The 22074-nt window shown below is 40.9% G+C and carries 23 protein-coding genes and 1 other RNA gene; 9 read left to right on the top strand and 15 right to left on the bottom strand.

Features of this window, described 5'->3' with window-relative positions; all coding sequences use genetic code 11:
- Positions 1-2: 2 nt before the first annotated feature.
- Both BFP75_RS03990 and BFP75_RS03985 read left to right on the top strand, forming a co-directional pair.
- Positions 3-1172 (top strand): class I SAM-dependent RNA methyltransferase, encoded by a 1170-nt coding sequence (locus tag BFP75_RS03990; protein WP_240531692.1) that lies wholly within the window; start codon positions 3-5, stop codon positions 1170-1172.
- A gap of 3 nt (positions 1173-1175) precedes the next feature.
- On the top strand, positions 1176-1406 hold the full coding sequence (locus BFP75_RS03985) for a hypothetical protein (protein WP_099543468.1): 231 nt from the start codon (positions 1176-1178) through the stop codon (positions 1404-1406).
- Here the strand turns inward: BFP75_RS03985 and BFP75_RS03980 are convergent, their stop codons facing one another.
- The 3 genes from BFP75_RS03980 to rlmD are packed head-to-tail and all read right to left on the bottom strand — an operon-like array spanning position 1407 to position 4060.
- Positions 1407-2159, bottom strand: a complete 753-nt coding sequence (locus BFP75_RS03980) for a DUF6048 family protein (RefSeq protein ID WP_099543466.1) — start codon at positions 2157-2159, stop codon at positions 1407-1409.
- Entirely contained in the window at positions 2140-2646 is a 507-nt protein-coding gene (locus tag BFP75_RS03975) for a DUF6452 family protein (RefSeq protein ID WP_099543463.1), read from the bottom strand. The genes BFP75_RS03980 and BFP75_RS03975 overlap by 20 nt, the downstream gene beginning before the upstream one ends.
- A gap of 1 nt (position 2647) precedes the next feature.
- Positions 2648-4060: a 23S rRNA (uracil(1939)-C(5))-methyltransferase RlmD gene (rlmD, locus tag BFP75_RS03970; protein WP_099543461.1), complete on the bottom strand. Its 1413-nt coding sequence runs from the start codon at positions 4058-4060 to the stop codon at positions 2648-2650.
- A 233-nt stretch (positions 4061-4293) separates the two neighbouring features.
- Here rlmD and rocD point away from each other — a divergent pair, with 233 nt between their 5' ends.
- Entirely contained in the window at positions 4294-5574 is a 1281-nt protein-coding gene (rocD, locus tag BFP75_RS03965) for an ornithine--oxo-acid transaminase (protein ID WP_099543458.1), read from the top strand.
- Positions 5575-5624: 50 nt separating this feature from the next.
- On the opposite strand, the gene BFP75_RS03960 is transcribed toward rocD, so the two are convergent.
- From BFP75_RS03960 to BFP75_RS03950, 3 genes are read right to left on the bottom strand one after another with little or no spacing between them, the layout of a single operon-like run.
- A complete protein-coding gene (locus BFP75_RS03960; protein WP_099543456.1) occupies positions 5625-5933 on the bottom strand; it encodes a CCC motif membrane protein in 309 nt (102 codons plus the stop codon).
- 6 nt (positions 5934-5939) lie between these two features.
- Complete coding sequence (locus BFP75_RS03955; protein ID WP_099543453.1) at positions 5940-6266, bottom strand: CCC motif membrane protein; 327 nt, start codon at positions 6264-6266, stop codon at positions 5940-5942.
- Positions 6267-6284: 18 nt separating this feature from the next.
- Entirely contained in the window at positions 6285-6512 is a 228-nt protein-coding gene (locus BFP75_RS03950) for a DUF2752 domain-containing protein (RefSeq protein WP_240531691.1), read from the bottom strand.
- 136 nt (positions 6513-6648) lie between these two features.
- On the opposite strand from BFP75_RS03950, the gene BFP75_RS03945 reads away from it, so the two are divergent.
- Positions 6649-7191, top strand: coding sequence for a Smr/MutS family protein (locus BFP75_RS03945; protein WP_099543450.1), 543 nt, complete (start codon positions 6649-6651; stop codon positions 7189-7191).
- 3 nt (positions 7192-7194) lie between these two features.
- Here the strand turns inward: BFP75_RS03945 and BFP75_RS03940 are convergent, their stop codons facing one another.
- Positions 7195-7698, bottom strand: a complete 504-nt coding sequence (locus tag BFP75_RS03940) for a hypothetical protein (RefSeq protein WP_099543516.1) — start codon at positions 7696-7698, stop codon at positions 7195-7197.
- 289 nt (positions 7699-7987) lie between these two features.
- Here BFP75_RS03940 and BFP75_RS03935 point away from each other — a divergent pair, with 289 nt between their 5' ends.
- Positions 7988-9133 carry a cysteine desulfurase family protein gene (locus tag BFP75_RS03935; RefSeq protein WP_099543514.1) on the top strand — a complete coding sequence of 382 codons (1146 nt, stop codon included), beginning with the start codon at positions 7988-7990 and terminating at the stop codon, positions 9131-9133.
- A 15-nt stretch (positions 9134-9148) separates the two neighbouring features.
- On the opposite strand, the gene BFP75_RS03930 is transcribed toward BFP75_RS03935, so the two are convergent.
- From BFP75_RS03930 to BFP75_RS03920, 3 genes are read right to left on the bottom strand one after another with little or no spacing between them, the layout of a single operon-like run.
- Positions 9149-9799: a hypothetical protein gene (locus tag BFP75_RS03930; RefSeq protein WP_099543448.1), complete on the bottom strand. Its 651-nt coding sequence runs from the start codon at positions 9797-9799 to the stop codon at positions 9149-9151.
- A gap of 9 nt (positions 9800-9808) precedes the next feature.
- The gene (locus BFP75_RS03925) at positions 9809-12274 is read right to left on the bottom strand and encodes a TonB-dependent receptor plug domain-containing protein (protein WP_240531690.1); all 2466 of its coding nucleotides are present in this window, start codon (positions 12272-12274) and stop codon (positions 9809-9811) included.
- 5 nt (positions 12275-12279) lie between these two features.
- Complete coding sequence (locus BFP75_RS03920; protein ID WP_099543446.1) at positions 12280-13971, bottom strand: M23 family metallopeptidase; 1692 nt, start codon at positions 13969-13971, stop codon at positions 12280-12282.
- 192 nt (positions 13972-14163) lie between these two features.
- Here BFP75_RS03920 and BFP75_RS03915 point away from each other — a divergent pair, with 192 nt between their 5' ends.
- The 4 genes from BFP75_RS03915 (at position 14164) to rny (ending at position 16543) form a co-directional block, all read left to right on the top strand.
- Complete coding sequence (locus BFP75_RS03915; RefSeq protein ID WP_099543444.1) at positions 14164-14454, top strand: hypothetical protein; 291 nt, start codon at positions 14164-14166, stop codon at positions 14452-14454.
- Between the two features lie 11 nt (positions 14455-14465).
- Positions 14466-14762 carry a cell division protein ZapA gene (locus BFP75_RS03910; RefSeq protein WP_099543441.1) on the top strand — a complete coding sequence of 99 codons (297 nt, stop codon included), beginning with the start codon at positions 14466-14468 and terminating at the stop codon, positions 14760-14762.
- A gap of 56 nt (positions 14763-14818) precedes the next feature.
- Positions 14819-14928: non-coding RNA, 6S RNA (gene ssrS, locus BFP75_RS03905), on the top strand.
- 46 nt (positions 14929-14974) lie between these two features.
- A complete protein-coding gene (gene rny, locus BFP75_RS03900; protein ID WP_099543509.1) occupies positions 14975-16543 on the top strand; it encodes a ribonuclease Y in 1569 nt (522 codons plus the stop codon).
- A 400-nt stretch (positions 16544-16943) separates the two neighbouring features.
- Here rny and BFP75_RS03890 read toward each other — a convergent pair whose 3' ends face one another.
- From BFP75_RS03890 to BFP75_RS03870, 5 genes are all read right to left on the bottom strand, one after another.
- Positions 16944-17552: a MarC family protein gene (locus tag BFP75_RS03890; protein WP_099543436.1), complete on the bottom strand. Its 609-nt coding sequence runs from the start codon at positions 17550-17552 to the stop codon at positions 16944-16946.
- A 1-nt stretch (position 17553) separates the two neighbouring features.
- The gene (locus tag BFP75_RS03885) at positions 17554-18078 is read right to left on the bottom strand and encodes a DUF3124 domain-containing protein (RefSeq protein ID WP_240531689.1); all 525 of its coding nucleotides are present in this window, start codon (positions 18076-18078) and stop codon (positions 17554-17556) included.
- Positions 18079-18145: 67 nt separating this feature from the next.
- On the bottom strand, positions 18146-20167 hold the full coding sequence (locus tag BFP75_RS03880) for a DUF349 domain-containing protein (protein ID WP_099543431.1): 2022 nt from the start codon (positions 20165-20167) through the stop codon (positions 18146-18148).
- 159 nt (positions 20168-20326) lie between these two features.
- Complete coding sequence (locus BFP75_RS03875; RefSeq protein WP_099543428.1) at positions 20327-21079, bottom strand: shikimate dehydrogenase family protein; 753 nt, start codon at positions 21077-21079, stop codon at positions 20327-20329.
- The gene (locus BFP75_RS03870; RefSeq protein ID WP_099543426.1) at positions 21051-22070 is read right to left on the bottom strand and encodes a DUF368 domain-containing protein; all 1020 of its coding nucleotides are present in this window, start codon (positions 22068-22070) and stop codon (positions 21051-21053) included. The genes BFP75_RS03875 and BFP75_RS03870 overlap by 29 nt, the downstream gene beginning before the upstream one ends.
- Between the last annotated feature and the right edge of the window lie 4 nt (positions 22071-22074).

The raw sequence follows: 22074 nt of genomic DNA, 5'->3' as shown, positions 1-22074 counted from the left end.
GTATGGGGAATAATTTTAGGATGATTGCCAAAACTCTTTTTGGGTTTGAGGAAATACTTGCCAAGGAACTTAGAAACCTAGGTGCGGGGAATGTGGAAGTTGGTGTGCGAAGTGTTGCCTTTGACGGCGATACAGGATTTATGTACAAGGCAAATATCTGCTTAAGGACCGCCATTAAAATAATTAAGCCTATAAGCTCCTTTCACGTATCCGGCGAAGATGATCTATATAAGAAAGTTTTTCGGATGGATTGGGCCGAATATTTATCGGTAGACGATACGTTTGCCATTGATGCGACGGTCTTTTCAGATAATTTCACCCATTCGCTGTACGTTTCCCAAAAGACCAAAGACGCCATTGCCGATAAATTCCGTGAAACGGATGGCAAACGTCCCAATGTGGATGTCAAGAATCCCGATTTAAGAATCAACATCCACATCCATCAAGACCAGTGCAATGTTTCCTTGGATAGCTCCGGTGCCTCCTTACACCATAGAGGATATAGGACAGCGACCAACATTGCACCCATTAACGAGGTTTTGGCTGCCGGTCTTCTATTGCTCAGTGGCTGGGATGGCCAATGCGATTTTATGGATCCCATGTGTGGTAGCGGTACAATGCTAACGGAGGCCGCCATGATCGCCTGTAATATCCCGGCGAATATCAATAGAAAAGGTTTTGCTTTTGAAAAATGGCCCGATTTCGATTCTCAGCTTTATGAAAAAATAATCGACGCCAGTCTAAAAAAAACCCGGGAGTTCCATCATAAAATCATAGGAATGGATAAGGCGCCTTCTGCTGTTAGAAAGGCCATCGACAATATTGAAAATGCAAACCTGACCGATTATATTGATATAAAAAGGGATAATTTTTTTAAGACCGAAAAGGAAACGGAAGGACCTTTGCATATCTGTTTTAATCCCCCTTATGGTGAACGCTTGGACATTGATATGCAAAATTTTTATACCTCTATTGGCGATACCTTAAAACAGGGATATCCCGGCACCAATGCATGGATGATAACGTCCAATTTGGATGCCTTAAAATTTGTAGGTCTTAGACCCTCCCGAAAAATAAAGGTCTTCAATAGCCATTTGGAATCCAGACTGGTCCAATATGAAATATATGAGGGAAGTAAAAAGGCCAAATACCAGAAAACCTCGGAAAACTAGAACATGGGATTGAAACAAAAAGCACTATTGTATAATTTTTTAGGATTTGCAGCGGTTTTTCTTCTATTTCGATTTGCCCTACCATATGTACTGGCAATTAAACCTTTGTACGTTTCATTAGTTTCGGCCGCGCTTGCGATGATCTTGGCCCCAAAATTTGCTGTTGCCCATATTGAGGGTACCAAAAAAGTGATGATGAAGTGGATTTTCTTAAAAGGGTTCAAGGAACTTTGATCATTGCGCCACCTCAAGTTCCTCGGGCTTTTTTTTCTTTTTATAGAGTGGTAGAAAATAGGAAATGGAATAATTGTAACCTACTCCAAAACGACTGCCATCCGTGACTTTATTGAATCCTGGTATCCAAAGATTTGGAAAACGGGCATCACCTCCGTCGGTATCGGAAACCAAAATACCCAATCGAATACTTGCCCCTAAAAAAATATTGGCGAAAAGTTCTACCTTGGTTCCAAATAGTGCCTCTACCCAAAATGCGGACCTTCCGGAAAATTCTTCAGCAATATTGGAACCCTCGGCAAATCCCTCCGGATTCCAATACCTATTGGAATTGAAATACTGATAATTGTTCAGTGTTTGACTGAAGCTGCTAAAGGCCAGACGCCCCCCGTAATAGAGCAAATTTTGTTCCCCATACCAATTTTCGTAAGTATTGTTGTCAAAGCCCACTTTTAGATAGCTTCCGGTCGTGGTAAAGTTGTATAGGTCTTCCTGCTTGGTTTTATCTTCCGTACCTAGTTCCGCGGCAATGTAAAGCTTGTTGGTCAATCTATAATCGGCCACAATTTCTAAACCGGTATAGTTCTCGTCCAAGGAGCTAATTAAGAGTCTACTAAGGTCAATGCCTGCCCTGAGCCCATAAGGTTCCTTATACTCGATCGTATCCTTGGGCTGTGTGTCAATGGGTTTGCTCTGGGCAAAGCCGATCATCAGTCCAAAAAATAAGCAAATACTAATGGAATATCTTGACATGGGTGGAATCTGAATTTGTAATACTTGCCCTAATCACTTCTATATCTGTAATCCAATTGCCAGAACCTGACAACAGTTCTGGGGATACATTGTCATAATTAATCACAAAACCGCAGGCGCGAGAGGCAAAATCCTCTATGCGGTCATAATTGAATGTTAAGGTGTCAATATTTCCCGTCTCCTGTCCAGTATCGTTCGTGGCCGAGTTGGATATGATCAAAAATGTGGTGGCATCAACATCTGTTTTAAGCGGAATCTGAACGTTGTTCACACTGGACCTGTCGGTGAAAGTGTTTACCGTACTGTTTTGGCCTTCGCCAATAATCCTTAAGGCGGTCACATTCTTGTTGGCCGAAGGATTTGCAGCATCAAAAAATTCCAGTACCAGCAGTGGTGTATTTCCTTCAACGCAAATGTCATCCTTCTCGCATGAAGTAATAATACCGGCAAACAATAGGGTGTACAACACCCATTTTAATTTCTGCATGTTAATCTTTCTTTTCTAAAAGTACAACATTTTCAACGTGATGTGTTTGTGGGAACATGTCAACGGGCTGTACGGCATTCACTGTGTAGAATTCCTTCAATAACTCAAGATCCCTTGCCTGGGTCGCGCTATTACAACTGACATAGACTACGCGCTGTGGTAAAATGTTCAATATCTGTTGCACTACGTCCTTGTGCATACCATCCCTAGGAGGATCGGTAATGATGACGTCTGGTTTTCCATGTTGGGCAATGAAATCCTCATTGAACACATTTTTCATATCGCCCACAAAGAATTCCACATTGGTAATAGCATTACGCACCGCATTGGCCTTTGCATCTAAAATAGCCTCGGGAACCGACTCTATCCCAATAACCTTTTTTGCTTTTTTGGAAACAAATTGCGCAATGGTCCCAGTACCTGTATACAGGTCGTACACCAATTCATTTCCTTGAAGCTTGGCGAAGTCACGGGTCACCTTGTATAATTCGTATGCCTGTTCAGAATTGGTCTGATAAAATGATTTTGCCGTTATCTTAAATTGAAGCCCTTCCATTTCCTCAAAAATATGGTCCTTTCCAGAAAAACAAACCACCTCTTGATCATAAAGGGTGTCGTTTTGTTTCTCGTTGATTACGTAAAGTAGGGAAGTAATCTCAGGAAATTTATCCTTTAAATGTTTAAGGAGCAACTCTCTTTTTGCTTTGACATCCTCAAAAAACTGGATAAGGACCATCAACTCGCCCGTGGAAGCCGTCCTTATCATCAAAGTACGTAGTTGGCCCTGTTGCTTTCTAGGGTTAAAAAAAGTTAGGCCATTATTCTGTGCAAAGGTCTTGGTCTCCAGACGAATCTCGTTGGATGGGTCCCGTTGAAGATGACATTTTTTTATGTCCAAAATTTTGTCCCACATTCCAGGAATGTGAAAGCCAAGGGCGTTTCTATTTTCTATGTCCTTATCGGATCTGATTTCTTCCAAGGTGAGCCATCTGCTGTCCGAAAACGAAAATTCCATTTTGTTCCTATAAAAATAGATATCCTTGGAACCTAGGATAGGTTGTATTTTTGGGAGTTCCAGATGGCCTATTCGTTTCAGGTTGTTCTCTACCTCATTTTGTTTGTAGTACAGTTGATGTTCATAGCCCATATTTTGCCATTTGCATCCGCCGCAAACGCCAAAATGTTGGCATTGGGGAGTAATCCGTTTACTTGAAAGGGTATGGAACTTTATTGCCGTTCCTTCAAAATAACTTTTTCGTTTTTTGTGCGTTTGCACATCGACCACATCGCCTGGGACTGCATTGTCCAGAAAAACGATTCTTCCGTCTGGGGCCTTACCTACGGTTTTCCCCTTGGCACCGGCGTCCACGACTTCTACATTTTCGAAAATAAGTCTCCTTCTGTTCTTTCGCATGCGGCAAAAATAATAGGTTTCTTTGGATTGTTGGTTAGGATATGGATAGTATTAACAAGTGTTCGCGCCCCGTTTAAAAAAGCTTTAAAATAAAAGGGAATATTTGTACTTTTGAAGTTCTACAGGGATGATTTCTCTCCCACGCTGAATTTTCGTTCCGATGCCCATCTGGAGTTCGAAAGGATAAAGGTACAGAAGGAATTGCTAAAGTCTTATTTAAAGTAATTTTTATCATGTCAGTTTTAGAAAACATCACATCTGAGGATGCCATCGCATTGGAGGATAAGTACGGAGCCCACAATTACCATCCCTTACCTGTAGTTTTGAGCAGGGGAGAGGGTGTGTTCGTTTGGGATGTAGAAGGAAGAAAATACTATGATTTTCTTTCGGCCTATTCCGCGGTAAATCAAGGGCATTGCCACCCCAAGATTGTTGGGGCCATGATGGAGCAGGCCCAAACCTTGACGCTCACTTCACGGGCGTTTTATAATGATAAATTGGGGGCTTTTGAGAAATATGCCACCCAAACATTCGGTTTTGACAAACTTCTTCCTATGAACACCGGTGCGGAGGCTGTGGAGACCGCCTTAAAAATTTGCAGGAAATGGGCCTATGAGAAAAAGAACATTCCGGAAAACGAAGCAGAGATCATAGTGTGTGAAAATAATTTCCACGGAAGAACCACTACCATAATCTCTTTTTCCAACGATCCCGTGGCACGAAAAAACTTCGGGCCGTATACGAAGGGGTTTATAAAAATCGAATACGACAACCTCCATGCCTTGGAGGAAGCCTTAAAGAACAATGGCAATGTAGCCGGATTCTTGGTGGAACCTATCCAAGGAGAGGCCGGTGTCTATGTTCCTTCGGAAGATTATTTGAAGAGGGCCAAAGAGCTTTGCGAAAAATACAACGTGCTTTTCATTGCTGATGAAGTACAGACGGGTATTGCACGTACAGGCAGGCTGTTGGCCACTTGTGGCAACTGTTCGTGCACTGATAAACATTGTAGTGGTACACCAGAGGTAAAACCCGATATTTTAATATTGGGAAAGGCCTTGTCCGGTGGGGCCTATCCCGTTTCGGCGGTTTTGGCCAATAATAAGATTATGGAAGTCATTAGACCGGGAAATCATGGAAGTACCTTTGGAGGGAACCCTGTGGCCGCTACTGTGGCCATGGCCGCTTTGGAGGTCATTAAAGAGGAGCGACTGGCTGAAAACGCCCAGGAACTTGGTGAATTGTTCCGTGGAAAACTAAATGAATTCATACCGCATTGCGATTTGGTATCCTCGGTTCGAGGAAAGGGTTTGCTAAATGCTATTTTGATCAATGATACGGAAGATAGCTCCACAGCTTGGGATATCTGCATGGCATTGAAACAAAATGGTCTGTTGGCAAAACCAACGCATGGGAACATCATCCGGTTTGCACCGCCCTTGGTGATGACCAAGGACCAGCTACTGGATTGTGTGGATATTATTATACGGACCCTATCCCAATTCAAAAAATAAAAAAAATCCCCGAGTTGTCTCGGGGATTCTTTTTTTACTTACTTCTAATATTAGAAATTTCCAGAAGACATAATAATGGCTACAATCGCTCCAAAATAGATAATCGTAAATATCAAGTAGATCAATGCCAAGCCCAACCCAATATAGGAAAGGATTCTGCCTGTTTTCGCATTTTCGTATCCGCTAAAGTAACTATTGTCAACTTCAGATCTGTAGATGTTTTCCGCTTTCTTAGCGTTGCTTAATCCGATGATGCTAAAAATAGCACCAAATGGGCCACAGCAAAAAATAGTTAAAACAATGGACAAAATGCCAAAAGTTAAGGCATTACTGGCTCCTGGTAGTGGTTGCGTATTCATAGTCACTTACTCTTCAATTCCCCATTGTTCCATCATTTCCTTTTGTTGTTCCATAATACCGTCCCAACCTATGGTGCTTATTTGGTAAATTACACTACCTATATAATAGACACTTAAAGCAATTCCTATAATAGCCAGGATTTTACCTATATTGATAGTCTTGTAATTGGAGTAGAGTTCAGGATTTTGTTTGTATAATTTTTGTGATTTTAAGGCTAGGACCAAAGCAATGGCCGCAGGAATAATTCCAAGGCCAAAACACCAGCAGCAGATAATCCCAAAAATGGATAAAACTATAATCGCGGTTTCGTTAGGTAATTTTTGTTGTTCCATAATTTTTAAAAGGTTTGGTTAGATAAATTTTAGAATATAATTCAATAAAACGGCTGCGGTCGTAACAAACATAAGTGAAAAAGTGATATGCGACTCATATTTGAAATTGAACCGATTTCTAAGGATTAAAAATAAGAATAGCGCTATCATAGGGTAGATGGCTGGATACATGTTAAAGGCCTCTACAAATTCTCCTTTAAATAAAAATAACAGGGACCGTTGTAATCCACATCCTGGACAGTCCATACCAAGAAATTGTTTCGTAAAACAGGGAAGCATATACTTCTCAATGTTTAGTATATAAAGGAATGCCGATAGTTGCATGGTATTCTTAATTCACAAGCTGAAAATTACCACTATTTTTGGGTAAACAAAATAAAAAATGGCTCAATTTCAAATAGGGGATAGGGTAGAGGCACTAGACGATATCATATCGGGAACCGTAACCCAAGTCAATGGCAATATGATAACGCTAATGACCAAAGATGGTTTTCCCATGCAGTTTCAGGATTCTGAATTGGTGCTCATGGCCAATGACATTCGTGTTAGCAATTTCGAAATTGCCCAAATAAAAAAGGAAAAGGAACTGCCTAAAAAAAGAAAGAAAAAAACGGTCAAACCTAAGGAAAGAAACCAGCCGACCATGGAAGTGGACCTGCACATCAATCAATTGGTAAAGAACCCAAAATCCTTAAACAATTATGAAATGTTGAACTTACAATTGGATACCGCAAAAAGGCAACTCGATTTTGCCATTGGAAAACGCATTCAAAAAGTTGTCTTCATCCACGGGGTTGGTGAAGGGGTATTGAAGGAAGAGCTATATTCCCTTTTCCGAAAATATGAGAATGTGAAATACTACGATGCGGATTACCAAAAGTACGGTTTGGGGGCCACAGAGATCTACATCTATCAAAACTACTAGAAACTATAATTTGGTGGTAACGTTACCAAAATCATTGATTCTGAGGTCCGTAATCCTACTTTCATCTTCGGTTACTAAGGAAATGCCGCTCAAACGGATCGTATGCTCGAAGGTTACGGAGTCTACCGCAGTTGTGGTAATGAAAACAACACCGTCCTGGGCTATGATTTCCCTAGTGACCACTGGTTCAACAGGGGGCACAACGTCACAGAAATAGTTTGAGGAAACCGTACCGGAAAATATTCTGTATACCACAGAACCGGATTCGTTTATATTTACGGCAATATCCTCTGTGGTTACCTCATTTTTTATGGCGCCATTAGGCAGCTCCAAAATCAGGGCTTCATCCCCATTGATTTTGAATAGTACATTTGCCGAAGTCACTGATACTCCGCCACAACTTTGCACGGAAGCAATACTATCAAAATCCAGTGTTTCTATCTCCAAATCCCCATCATCGCAGGATAACATTAGAATACAAAGCAGGAAGGTAATATATTTTTTCATCGTTAACCCTGTTTTAATCGGTCTGATGTAATTTACCAAAGGACCGGTCGGTACTTGGCACCAACTGATATGGTTCATTTCATCCTTCAAATTTAAATGAATTTATCGGATAAGATTTTATTACTACTTACCCTTAGGTATAAATTAACAGGATTTTAAAAGGGAAATGGAAATATTGGTCCTAATGTTCGCAATAATGCAATTCATTATCATATTCCCTCTTTCAACCAAGGCCATTTGCTTTATTTCAATTATTTTTGCTGCTTTAAACAATGATACGCCAGAGGCAATGAAACACGTATATCTTGACAATGCGGCTACCACTAGGGTAAGGGACGAAGTAATAACTAAAATGCAGGAGGCTTTGGCCACTAATTATGGAAATCCATCCTCTACGCACAGCTATGGGAGAACGGCCAAAACCGCCATAGAAAGTGCCCGTAAAACCATTGCCAAATATATGAACGCCCATCCTTCCGAAATTATTTTTACTTCTGGGGGCACGGAGGCGGATAACATGATTTTAAGGAGTGCCGTAAAGGATGGTGGCATAGATACGATCATAACCTCAAAAATAGAACACCATGCTGTGCTACACACCGTGGAGGAAATGGAGCAATCTGGGCTCATTAATCTAATGTATGTTGCACTGGACGAAGTTGGGAATCCTAGTCTGGAACATCTAAAGGAATTATTGCAAAAGGATGAAAGCAAAAAATTGGTGAGCCTTATGCATGTAAACAACGAAATAGGAAACTTGTTGGACATCTATGAAGTGGCCAAAATCTGTAAGGAGCACGGGGCCTTGTTTCATTCGGATTCCGTACAATCCATTGGACACTATGGTTGGGATGTAAAGGAAATTCCGGTCGATTTTTTGGCGGCCGCGGCACACAAGTTCCATGGTCCCAAAGGTATTGGCTTTGCGTTTATCCGTAAAAATTCTGGACTTAAATGTATGATTTCAGGAGGTTCCCAAGAACGGGGTTTTAGGGCGGGGACGGAATCCTTTCATAACATAGTGGGCCTGGAAGAAGCGTTTGTTTTGGCCTATGAACATCTTGAAAAGGAACAGCAATATGTGAAGGATTTGAAGTCGTACTTTGTTGAAAAGGTGAAAAGGGAGATTCCCCAGGCAAAATTCAATGGCCTTTCCGGCGATTTGGAAAAAAGTACCTATACCCTAGCCAATGTTTGTTTGCCAATAACTCCTGAAAAGGGTTTGATGCTCCTTTTTCATTTGGATATCAAGGGAATTGCGTGTTCCAAAGGGAGTGCCTGCCAATCGGGGAGCGATTCGGGTTCCCATGTATTGAATGAAATTCTAAGTGGGGAGGACCTTAAAAAACCATCGTTGCGATTTTCCTTTTCGAAATATAACACAAAAGAGGAAATTGATTATACCATAGAGGTACTTAAGGAATTTACCCAGTAATAGCTTCAAATTTCATTAGTCCTTTCTGTCTTTTTTGCGTTCCCTTTCATAAGGGAATTTTCGAATGGCAAGTTTCATCATTCTATCTATAAGGTCATCTGTGTTCTTACCAGTCTTCTTGTTGATTTCTTTTTCATACTTCCACAGCAGTTTGCCGGTATCACCATCGCTGATCTTCATTCCTATTCTGCCATAATTGGCATCTCCGGAGAAATAATCGGTAATGTTAAAATCCGTAGAAACTCCTTTGGACAAGAGCACGTTTAAATCCAAGGTCCCGCTAATGATGGCGTCTACGCCCAAAATCTCGCTCAGTTGTTTTGTAGTATAAACATCGATATTGCCATAGTCGATTTTGTTTTGGGCAAGAATTGCCTTGGTATTCTTGATGTTTTGGAAGTCGACGGGAAACTTCTTTTTTTTCTTTCGTTTGGAGAAATAGGTTTCAAAAGCATCCTGAACGGCATAGCCCTCTTTTTCTTCCAAGGTTTTGATATCTTCTTCCGATACGTTGTCCTTCAAATCCAAATTGGTGAGAAAAGGTAGTATGGCCAATACTTTATGGTCATCGCTCATTTCATCGAAACGAGGGTTTTCATAGATGTTTTTTTGGGCATGTATGGTAATGGCGCAAAAAAGGAAAAAATATAATATGATTTTCTGCATTTTTCTATATCACAATCGCATTTGTACTCTCAAGTTTAGAACCCTAGATGTAAGATAGTTGGGTATTGCAAACTCAGTTTTGCTATCCACGTCCCTCACCCACGTATTCGTTATCGAGTTTTGATTGTTGAACATATTGAATATTTCAAAACCGACACTTAAATTCTTGAAAGCATGTAACCAATGTCTTTCGGGATAGTTCTTACTCTTATCGGCAAAAATATAGGAAATTCCTAAATCGGCACGTTTATAATCTCTTAATCTATTCTGAAAAATATAAGGATCGGCGTAACTAGGGGACCCTCCTGGTACTCCAGTAGCGTACACAAGATTCAAATACATTTTCAACTCGGGCATATTGGGGATGTAGTCTTGGAATAAAATACCCATTTTCAACCTCTGATCGGTCGGCCTGGAAATATAGCCTCGGTTATTTCTATTTTCCTTTGTTTCCATATAGCCCAAGCTTACCCATGATTCGGTCCCGGGAACAAAGGCCCCGTTAAGTCGAAGTTCAGCCCCGTATACGTAGGCCTCCGCATTGTTATTGGCACTGTATCTTATTCGTACATCCTCCAGTGTATAGGGGTTTACCTGTGTCAGTTTTTTATAATACCCTTCGCTTGTTAAGGAAAATGGGCGATTCCAAAGTAAGAAACTATACTCGTTACCTGCTACGATGTGTAGGGACTTTTGGGCATCCACATTGGGGTTTATAGTACCCGTACTATCCCTTAACTCCCTGTAAAAAGGGGGTTGCTGGTAGAGGCCTGTTGCAATTCTGAACAACATGTCGCGCTTCCAGTTGGGCTTTAAGGCAATTTGAATCCTTGGACTCAGTGTCATGTGCGAAACTTTTTCCACATTCCTTCCACTGACCGTCCAGAAGTGGGCCCTAATTCCTAGATTGTAGTACAGTACATTGGACTTCCAATCTGTTTGGGCTCCCATCTGAAGAAATCCGGAAAACCTATTGGTCTTAACAAAATTCAGGGCATTTATACTTTGATAGGCCTCTAAGGGGGCTAAAAAAGGTTCTTCGGGTTGGTTGTTTACAAAAGGCGTGCCTGGCGGCCTAACCGAAAATCCCAAAGAATCTATAAATTCAGATTCCCTAAGTTGGTCCCTGATATCCTCATGTGTATATTTTAAGCCCCATTCCATCCTGACCTTGTTTTTTTGGTGGATGCCTCTATGGGAAAAATTAAATATGAGGGCGTCCAAATCGTTCCGGGCCCTATTGAACTGTGAACCCACTCCGCGGCTATTGGTTGGTTGTCCAAATTCATCGCTTCCCAGGTTACTATCAACTTCACCCAGCCGGTAGCTCGCTATAATATCAGAATATTCCTCCTCTGTGGTATGATATAGTGATGCTATAAGCTTTAAGGTGGTATTATCGTTCAAATAGTAATTTCCCTTGATGGCTCCCAAGGCTGTCGCAAAACGATTGTTTTCCCTTCCCTCGTAAAAAACGGTCAATGCCTTAGGGTCCGTAATGGTCCCAAAGTTCGTCTGTCTTTGTCTCGGTTCATTTTTATAATTGTTGACCGATAGATTTCCCAAGAAGTTTAGGTTGAATTTGTTGGAAACCTGGTAGGTTACAAAACTTTGAAAATCGGTAAAGGTGGGCTGTAGACTGCCCTGTGTTTGTAGACTGTTAAGCAATAGAGCATTGTTACGATAGCGAAATCCCGATGTGGAGCTTAACCGCTTATTCTTGGAGCGCGTATCCATGGCCACACTGGCACCCAAAAAACTAAAATCCCCCATAATGTTAAAACTCGTGGGTATTTTGTATTTGATATCCAATACGGAGGAAAGTTTGTCACCATATTTTGCTTGAAAACCTCCGGGTGAAAACATGACATCCTGAACAAGGTCACTATTGACAAAACTAAGCCCTTCCTGTTGCGCGGAACGGACTAAAAAAGGCCTATATACCTCAATTTCATTGATATAGACCAAATTTTCGTCATAATTTCCACCGCGCACGGAATATTGGGTGCTCAATTCGTTGTTGGAGGTAACACCAGGTAATAGCTTTAGAATGTTTTCCACACCGGCATTGGCGCCCGGTATCTTTCTGATTTTTTCGGGAGAAATGGAAAGTATTTCATTAGGGTCCCTATTTCCATTGGCCGTAACGGTAACTTCATCTACTTGAAGTGCATCGGATTTTAAAACTGGGTGAAATTCATAGGTTTCGTTGGTGTTCAGCAGTAAATTTTCCAGAATGACCTTTTGGTGACCTATATGCGCAAAGGTGATGGTCGTTTCAACATCGGAAACCAGTTCCAAAAGATAAAAGCCCGTATCATCTGAAAATGTCCTTGTTGTGCCAGAGCTAATTTCAGTGTTGGGAAGGGGGGTGTTTTCCTCATCCAGCACAATTCCCGTTATGGAGGCAGTTTGGGCAGTCCCAATAAGGCATAAAAGCAGTATTGTGACGAAAATGATGTTCCTAAGTTTCAAAGACTTTAGTTTCTATAAAAAGGTGTGGACAAGGTACTTTTATTGCCCACATTATCAGTAACGGTAACTTCAAGGACACATTGCTTTTTATCCAAAATCTTATCGTCGAAATTATAGGTAAGCGTATTTGTTTTTGGTTCGTATTCCATCAAAATCCATTCACCGTTCAGTGTGGCGGAATAGCTGTTCACCCCGCTGAGGTCGTCCGATATATGGACACTAAGATATCTGTAATTGTTCAGCCATTGTTTTTCCTTGAAGTTTTTTGTTCGTATGGTAGGTGGAACGGTATCCTTTGCCAAGGTATAGGTGCCAAGGTCTCTTGTCCTGGCCGTAAATGTATTTCCTCTTTTATAGGTATTTAAATACCTAGGGTTTAATCTATCGTCCAACCTGGCAATGAACGTCTGCTTCCTTTCTTCTTCTGAATAGCGCTCCACATCAAATGTGATGGTAAAATTACGATGGGCCGGTACCGTATTTCTATGGATAGTAACGGTATCCCGGCCTTTTTTTAAATCGATATAAAAGTCCTCATAAAAGGTATTTTCAGGAAAGTAAACCTTTGCCCCGCCCAAATCAAAGTTATTGGGCTTTTTTGCGATGACATAGTAATCTGTCCTATCATCCTCTTTTTCAATTTTGATTTCCTCCTTTTTTCCCTCCACGGGAATATTTAGAATAACCTTGTTACCTTTAAAATCAGTAACCTTTACTTGCAGGTTGTAGCTTAGTCCTTCACTTACATCAATGATGCCGTTGTTGTAAACTTCCTCATATATACTCAGGTAATTTCCCGGGGATTTGAACAATTTCTGGATGCGCTCCCTATATCTACCAAGATAATCATAGTCGATAAGCGTATTGATATACCGGGTCTCCCCAAAAGAAAACGATTCAAAATCATAGGAACAGTAAATTTTCCCATTTACAGAAAGCGAAACGGCGTAGACCCCATTCTTGTTTGCGGCCATATCCAATCTATCGAAGCCTACAAAGCCGATGCCTATTTTACCTAAAGCATTTACCGTGCTTGCCAAATACGTGCCGTCTGATTGTCTACTAAAATTTACCTGTACCTTTTCCCTGCTCTGGTTTACTTGGGAATTTTCGGAAAGCGGGTAGACAAAAAGCTTTTCCAGGGTGGGGTTGGTGGCATCCGGAATATCAATCCCGTAGAGCATGGGATTGGTCGGTTTTTCTGAAATGCTACTACGTATTTCAAAATGTAGGTGCGGGCCTGCGGAGCCCCCGGTATTTCCGCTATAGGCTATTAGCTCCCCTTTCTCGATCTTTAGTTCTCCATAATCCGGAAAGGTCTCCACTTCATAGGATTTCTTTTCATATTGAAGCTTTTTTACATATTCCTCAATTTTTGGAGAAAACTTCTGTAAGTGACCGTAGACGGATGTATATCCATTGGGATGGGCAATATAAAGTACTTTGCCATAGCCCCATAATGAAACCTTTATCCTGGTAATTGTGCCCTCTGCGATTCCGTAAACGGGAAGTCCTTCGCGTTGCTGCGTCTTAATATCGATACCTCCATGAAAATGATTGGAGCGAAGTTCGCCAAACGTGCCTGCCAGTATGAGTGGTATATCCAGTGGAGACCTAAAGGCATCCTGGGGATAGTTCTCCTGACAATAACCAAATGATGAAAATAATAAGATGAGTCCAAGGGTAAATCTTTTCATAGGAACGCTAAGTTGTTACGAAAATAAATAATAGGCTTCAATTGAGGAAAGTTGTAGGGGCCAAAAATATACAAAGCTTGGTATCTCTACTGTTTTGGGATGTTGGTGATACACCTAAAAGAATATTTTTAAAAAGTATTGCTAAGTCTATAAACGAATGTTAACTTTGTGTAAATCGCATCGAATTTTTGTATGGGCGAATTAATTCAAATCGTTGATTCCTTAGAGAATAAAATTAGCAAGTTGCTTCATAGAATGGAAGTGTTGGACAAGGCTAATAAGACGTTGGAGAATGAATTAAAACATATAAGATCCAATCAGGAGAACGCACAGAAAACAGTGTCTGAATGGGAGGAGAAATATAATTCGCTCAAACTAGCAAATTCAATGCTTGGCAGTAATACAAACAAAACAGAAGCGAAGCTTAAAATAAATACATTGATAAGAGAGTTGGATTATTGTATAGCCCAACTTTCGGAATAATGTAACAGAGTATGTCTGAAAAGCTCAAAATAAAACTCTCCATTGCGGATAGGGTCTACCCATTGACCATAGACCCTAGTCAGGAAGAGGGTCTGAGAAGGGCGGCCAAAAATATTGAACAATTGGCCAAAAAGTTTGAGCAGAACTATGCCGTGCGCGATAAGCAGGATGTATTGGCCATGTGTGCCTTGCAGTTTGCGTCAAAAATTGAGCAGAAGGGCATAGAACAGACAAAGGGAACCGAGGAAGCAGAGGAGCGCTTAAAGGCGCTTGCGGAATTGGTAAACCTGCAGCTTGCATCAAAATAACGACGTTCTTTTAAATACATTAAGTTACTGCCCACATTGGTAATACCTTTTGACGAACTCAACATTAATTAAGTTAAAAAGGGTGAGTTTAGGTTGTAAAAGCAAGCCTTACTAGTATAAGGATCCTTGATCAGCCTGTTAGCCCTAAACCTGTTTATCGGAGTTTGTACAAAACTTCTCCAATGTGGGCTTTTTTTTTTAAATATAAAACTATGGATAGTACAATGATTATAATAGCTGGGATTGTTGGTTTGGCCATTGGTTTTGCCATTGCCAAGTTTATGGAAAAGGGCAAGGCTTCCAAGACCATCGCTAACGCCAAGAAGGATGCGGCCCAAATTTTAAAGGAGGCAAAGATAGAGGGTGACAACATTAAAAAGGACAAAATACTCCAGGCAAAGGAGAAATTCCTTGAGCTTAAAGCGGAACATGAGAAGGTGATTATCGGCAAGGACAAGAAAATAGGTGAAGCCGAGAAAAGGACGCGAGACAAGGAGTCTCAAGTCAGTAGCGAGCTTGCCAAAAATAAACAGTTAAATGCCCAGCTTGAAAATAAATTGAAGGAAGTGGAGCATACCAAAGAGTTCTTTGAAAAGAAGCAGGCAGAGGTAGATAAGCTCCACAAAAGCCAGGTCCAGCAATTGGAGGTCATTTCCGGCCTTTCTGCAGATGAGGCAAAAAGCCAATTGATAGAAAGCCTAAGGGATACGGCCAAGTCTGATGCCATGGGTTATATACAGACCACTTTGGAAGAGGCCAAGCTTACGGCACAACAAGAGGCGAGAAAAATTGTTATCAATACCATCCAAAGAATCGGAACCGAGGAAGCTGTGGAGAACTGCGTGTCCGTATTCAATATAGAGTCTGATGATGTTAAAGGCCGCATAATAGGTAGGGAAGGGAGAAATATAAGGGCATTGGAATCCGCTACCGGTGTTGAGATCATTGTGGATGACACTCCAGAGGCCATTATTTTATCCTGTTTTGATTCGGTAAGGAGAGAGGTTGCCAGATTGTCCTTGCATAAGTTGGTGACCGACGGAAGAATACATCCTGCGAGGATCGAGGAGGTCGTTAAAAAGACCGAAAAACAAATAGAGGCGGAAATCATTGAAATAGGTAAACGAACCGTTATAGATCTGGGCATCCACGGACTGCATCCAGAATTGATCAAAGCGGTAGGTAGAATGAAATATAGGTCTTCTTACGGTCAGAATTTGTTGCAGCATTCACGTGAGGTCGCCAAGCTTTGTGGTGTTATGGCTTCGGAATTGGGACTTAATGCCAAAATTGCCAAAAGAGCCGGTTTATTGCACGATATTGGAAAGGTTCCCAACACAGAGGCCGAGATGGAAACCCCACACGCAATATTGGGCATGCAATGGGCGGAGAAGTATGGCGAAAAACCAGAAGTTTGTAACGCCATTGGAGCCCACCATGATGAAATTGAAATGAAGACCCTCATTTCGCCCATTGTACAGGTGTGTGATGCCATTAGCGGTGCACGCCCCGGTGCAAGAAGGCAGGTATTGGATTCCTATATTCAACGTCTGAAGGATCTGGAAGAGATTGCCTTTGGTTTTGGAGGTGTTCAAAAGGCATACGCCATCCAGGCCGGTAGGGAGTTAAGGGTGATCGTGGAAAGCGAAAAGGTTAGCGATGAGAAGGCCGCACAACTATCGTTTGAGATATCCCAAAAAATACAAACGGACATGACCTATCCGGGACAGGTAAAGGTTACGGTAATTAGGGAAACCAGAGCTGTAAACGTAGCCAAGTAAAGTAGCCAAAAGCCTTTAATGTCTCCTTTTTAATTTTTTGATTCCCTATTGATCCAAATCAATAGGGAATTTTTTTCTTCTATTGTTAGGACGTTATTTTTTCCTTTGGGCATCTTGTTTTTTACAAAGACCTGCTCATTAATTTTGGGTATTAGACCGTTCATATTGTCCATTGTAAAATGATCAAGCCTTTTCCTTGTGATATGGCAGAAATTGCATTTAGAATCCAAAACGGCAAAGGCCTTATTTTGTATAGAATCCTGCGGTTCAACCGACTTGAGTAATTGCGAGGTTCCGTTTAGAGCATCAAAACTAAAATGTATTTGGTCGTTGTGGAAAAAGAGAACCCAAATTAACAATGGAAGAATAAAAACCTTGCTTTTGACCATTAGGTAATATTCTAAAAATGGAAAAAATCCTTGAGGCCATCCAAAATGCTTTGCACGGCATAAGAGGCCAAAATTAGTCCCATAATCTTACTGATTACCGTAATGCCATATTCACCTATTCTTTTTTGTACCATGTTGGCGGCAAGTAACAACAAGCAGGTTAAAAATATAACTACCAAAACTAAAACGGTAGTTATTACTTGCTGATCTAGAGCGTATTTATGATTATCTGTCATCAAAACAACGGCCATGATAGCACCAGGGGAAGCGATGCTGGGAATTGCCACAGGGAAGATAGTAACATGTTTGTAATCCGAGATTAAATGCTTTTCCGATTCTGGTTTACCGTCGCCAAAAATCATGGTCAAGGCAAAAAGAAATAAAATAACGCCACCCGAAACTTGAAAGGCATCCAGGGAAATCTCCATGCCCTCAAGAATAAGTTGGCCAATGACGATGAAGAACAATAATATGAAGAAGGCCACGATACAGGCCCTTACTGCGATTTTTCTTTTATGAATCCTGTCAAAGTGTTTGGTGGCCTCCATGTAGACTGGAACCGAACCTATTGGGTCAATTACAGCAATAAGAAAAAGGATGGTAGTGATTATTTCCTTCAAATCATTTTATTTGATGTCCTTGCGTGGTAAACGATAATCCCTGTTGGCCATAGGTGGAAATCATTACTGCCTCAAAAATAGGGGGTGCGGTTTGAAGTTCAATGGCCCATTCGAAAATAAAATTTGCTCCCGTACCTCCTTTTCTGTCAAATTCCGCGATCACTATTTCCAAGGTTTCCAATTCGGAAATTTCTATTGGATTGTCAATGTAGGAGTGTATTCTGTTTCCTTCCGTATCAAAATAATCTGCCTTTAGAAGATATAGTTTCTTGGCTGCATTTGTATTTCGCATGCTAACCGTAGCGGTTAAATCGATGGAGGTGTGTTCCGTATAACTATAAATTTGGGAATAAACGGATAAATAGCTTGTGCCAGTAATCAATGAATCCCTTTGGTCCAGATTTACCTCCTTGTTGCTCCAATCAATTTTGGACAAAGGTTCCTCCGTTCTTTCCTTGCCGGAATTACATCCTGTGATTCCAAGGACAAATAGTACCATTAAAGGGTAAATTAAAGTACGTTTCATATTCCTGTTTTTTAGGGAATAGTGAGTGGAAGTTAGGGAAAAAGTTAATTTAAAAGGAGGTTTTTATTTACTCCTCCTCAGGAACATCACTTCCTTCTTCCACATCCTTTTCTAGGTTGTTCCTCAAAATATTCAATTTCTTAAGCTTTGTTTTCCAGGAATCCAAGGCTTCCTTGTGCTTTTCTACCCTGTTTATTACATCTTGAACCAAAGGATTGTTTTCAGAATCATCAGAGAAAAATTGGAGATTGTTTTCTAGCTGTCTTATTTCATTTTTACTATCCTCGATTTTCTTCTTGATGAAGCTTCGTTCCTTCTGTATGGCCAGTTCTTGATTGTCGTCCTCCTTGAGCTTTTGGATTTTGTTACCGTACTTGAGCAATTCCGATTCTTGGGGGCTTACATTCAATTTACCGAAAAGGGCATCGATTATTTTATGGAACTTTTGATTGATGTTTTTCTGTTTAAAGGGCACATGGCCAATTACCTTCCATGCATCCAGCATTTTTTGGATTTCCTTAATATCGTTTTCCTTTTTACCGCTTAGCTTAAAGTCTTTAAGATTTGTGAGAATGGCTTCTTTTTTGTCAAGGTTCTCCAATTCTTCCTTGTAGGAGTCATTTTTGGAAGCGTGCAATCTGTCAAAATAATGGTTGCAGGCGTTCTTGAAATCTTTCCAAAGTTTATCCGAATATTTTCTGGGCACATGTCCAATTTTTTTCCATTCGCCCTGAATACGCTTCATTTCGTTAGTGGCGGTCTCAAAATCCTCGCTATCCTTCAAGGAAACTGCTATATCCAATAAGGCCCTTTTCTTGTCCAGATTGTCTTGTTGGTCTTTCTTAAGGTTTTTATAAAAGGCATTTTTGTTTCTATTGAAGGATCTCACGGCGTTCTTAAAGGAGCTCCACGTCTTTTCATTGTCTTTTTGAGGTACTTTTCCTGCCTTAAAAAAAAGATCCCTTAATTCCTCCAAATGCTTGATCTGCTTTTGGATGCCCTTATGGTTATTGGATACGTTTTCAGAAAGTTTTATTATTTCCTCTATAATTTCATTTTTCCTTTCAAGGTTTTTTTCACTTAGTTTGTCCAGCTCCTTGAAGTATTCCTGTCTTCTTTCATGTATGACCTTGGTGGCGCCACTGAATCGGTCCCATACCTCTTCCCGGTGTTCTTTTCCCACAGGACCAATATCCTCTTTCCAGATTTTATGAAGCACTTGAAGCTCCCTAAAGGCCTTGTTCAAGTCGGGCTCAACGGCTAGTGCCTCGGCGCGCTCCACAATCTTCAATTTTTCCTCCAGATTGTGTTTAAAGTCAAGGTCCCTAAGCTCCCTATTTAGGTGCAGAAAGTCGTAAAATATTTCAATATGGTGGTGATAAGTACGCCAAACATTGTTGTATTCCGCCCTAGGAACGGGACCTGCATTACGCCATTTTTCTTGAATCTCCTTAAAGGTCTTGTAGGTAGTGTTCATATCTTCGTCCACGTTCACAAGCCCTTTAAGATTTTCTATAAGCTCCAATCGATACGCCAAATTTTCATTATGGTTTTTCTCGAGGTTCTTATAATACTGATTTCTTTTTTCCTTGTAATCCGTGTAGACCTCATTGAACTGTCGCTTGGTGACCGAATTGTATTTAAAGTCGATTTCATTACCTCCATTGGCCACGAAATCTTCCTTTTTTTGCTCGATAAAATCCTGAAACTTTAGATTGAACTCATCCTTAATGGAATCCACGTGCTTTCTAATGGCCTGGACCTTTTCATTCCGTACCAGTTTTTGAAGCTCGCCAACGAGATTTTCCATGGACATGGAGTGGTAATCCAAAAATGGAATTTCATGTCTCTTTTGGTTTTCCGTATCCTCGGCATCCTCTGCATTACTTTCATCGATTTCATCAAGGACATCGACTTCCTTTACCGGTTCCATGCTTTCTTTTACCGGTTCCGTACTTTCTTTTTCAGCACTTTCTTTTACTTCCCCAACAACGGACTCATCCTGAACAGATTCCTCCGGGTTTGTGATTTCGGTTTTTTCCTCGGCTACGTTTTCTTCGGTTGCTTTTTTCTCGTTTTCTTCAGACATCATGGAAAATTAGGTGTCCACAAGATAGTGACAACCTATATAACTGCAAAGTATATAAGATTTCTTTTTGCTGGTCTAGAGAACCCTCATTTCCTTAAAAAACGATAAAAGTCCCAACCATAGTTTGGCTATAGAAATTTCTGATACCGTACCAGGATACTATTCGTTCCAGATTTCCCAGGCCCTTTCCGCCTGTAGCTCCAACATACTTAAACCGTTCAAAATACTTGCGCCCTTGGCCTCTCCCAAGTTCAAAAATTCCGTTTTTACCGGATTGTAGATCAAATCGAACAAAAGGTGTTTGGGGCCTAAAAATTCATAGGGTATGGCAGGTTTATCCTCTACATTGGGGAATGTACCCAATGGAGTACAGTTTATGATCAACAAATGGTCATTTACAATTGCTTCCGATAGTTCTTCGTAGGTAAGCCCACCTGATTTTGAGGTTCTGGAAACGAATGAAAAATCAATGCCCAATTTTTCGAGGACAAAGGCAATGGCCTTGGATGCGCCACCAGTTCCCAAGATCAAGGCTTTCGTATGGTAGGTTTTTAGAAAGGGCTCCAAGGATTTTTGGAAACCATAGGCATCGGTATTGTAACCTTTTAAATGTTTGCCTTCTATTTTTATGGTGTTGACGGCACCTATTTGCGCAGCGGAAGTATCAAGTTCGTCCATAAACGGCATCACCTCCTGTTTGTAGGGAATGGTAACGTTTAAGCCGATGAGGTTTTCGGTAGTGGAAATGACCGATGTAAATTCGTCAATGGATTGGATATCAAAGTTTTCATACCGATGGTTTTCCAGACCAAGCCCCTCAAATTTCTTGGCAAAATAGCCTCTTGAAAAGGAGTAGGAGATATTTCTACCAATCAAACCAAACCTACGCAAACCGTTTCCTATTTTTTCCATACCAATCCAAAAGTAACAAAATACTAATACCCAGAATTATAAAGAAGAAGGCCCACCAAGTTTCGGACAATCCAAGATCGGGAAGATAGCGTTCATAGTTTATGATAATCTCCTTTCCATTGGAATCCAAAAGGATGTTTCCCTCGCCATCCTCCTTAAAAATTGTTTTTTTCCAAGGCCAAACAACGCCCAAGGACCCAGTTATGAACCCTAGTATGACCGCCGTAGAAATGTGTTTGTAATGTTTGAGTACATAGCTGAGAATATGGGAAAGTGTCACCAAACCTGTAGCGGAACCTAAGGTAAACACTACCAGGATTTTTAATGTCCTCAGGCGTTCCGCATTGGAAACGAAACTAAAATCCCCCACAAATATTTCCGAAAAAGTATCATAGAGCGCGTTCACAGAATCTACCAAGAGCAGTACATAATTCCCGAGCAAAATAAGAATGAACGAGCCCGATAATCCCGGAAGCGTCATGCCCGAAACACTGATCATTCCACAAAAGAAAATAAAAAACAGGTTGTCGTTTTCCCTTGCGGGACTCAAAAAACTAATGGCCACGCCTACGGCAAGTCCCAATAGGGCCGCAGGAACCGTCTTTTTCGTCCAATGGCCAAAGTCCTTGCCTATGTAATAAATGGAGCCTACGATCATCCCGAAGAAAGCGGCCCAAACATACAGTTCCTTTTTTACCAGAAAATAATCGAGCACCTTGGAAACGCTGAAGTAGCTTACTAACATCCCAAAAATCAATAGAGTAAGAAATGGGCCGTTGATATATCTATAAAAGCTTTTGAAACGGCCGCTTATCAATAGCTTAAAAGCCTTGATGTTTACTTTTTGAAGTGAGTATATAAATTCTTCGTAAAATCCGGCTACAAAGGCCACAATGCCACCTGAAACTCCAGGGACTTTGTTGGCAGCGCCCATACATAGCCCTTTGACCACTAAAAATAGTTTATCCAGTAAAGTTCTAGTATCGTTCATTTGG

The sequence above is a fragment of the Maribacter sp. 4G9 genome (assembly GCF_002742265.1).
Classification (GTDB): Bacteria; Bacteroidota; Bacteroidia; order Flavobacteriales; family Flavobacteriaceae; genus Maribacter.
The sequence above is the reverse complement of the archived record's forward strand: the minus strand, read 5'-3'. Positions and strand labels throughout refer to the sequence as shown.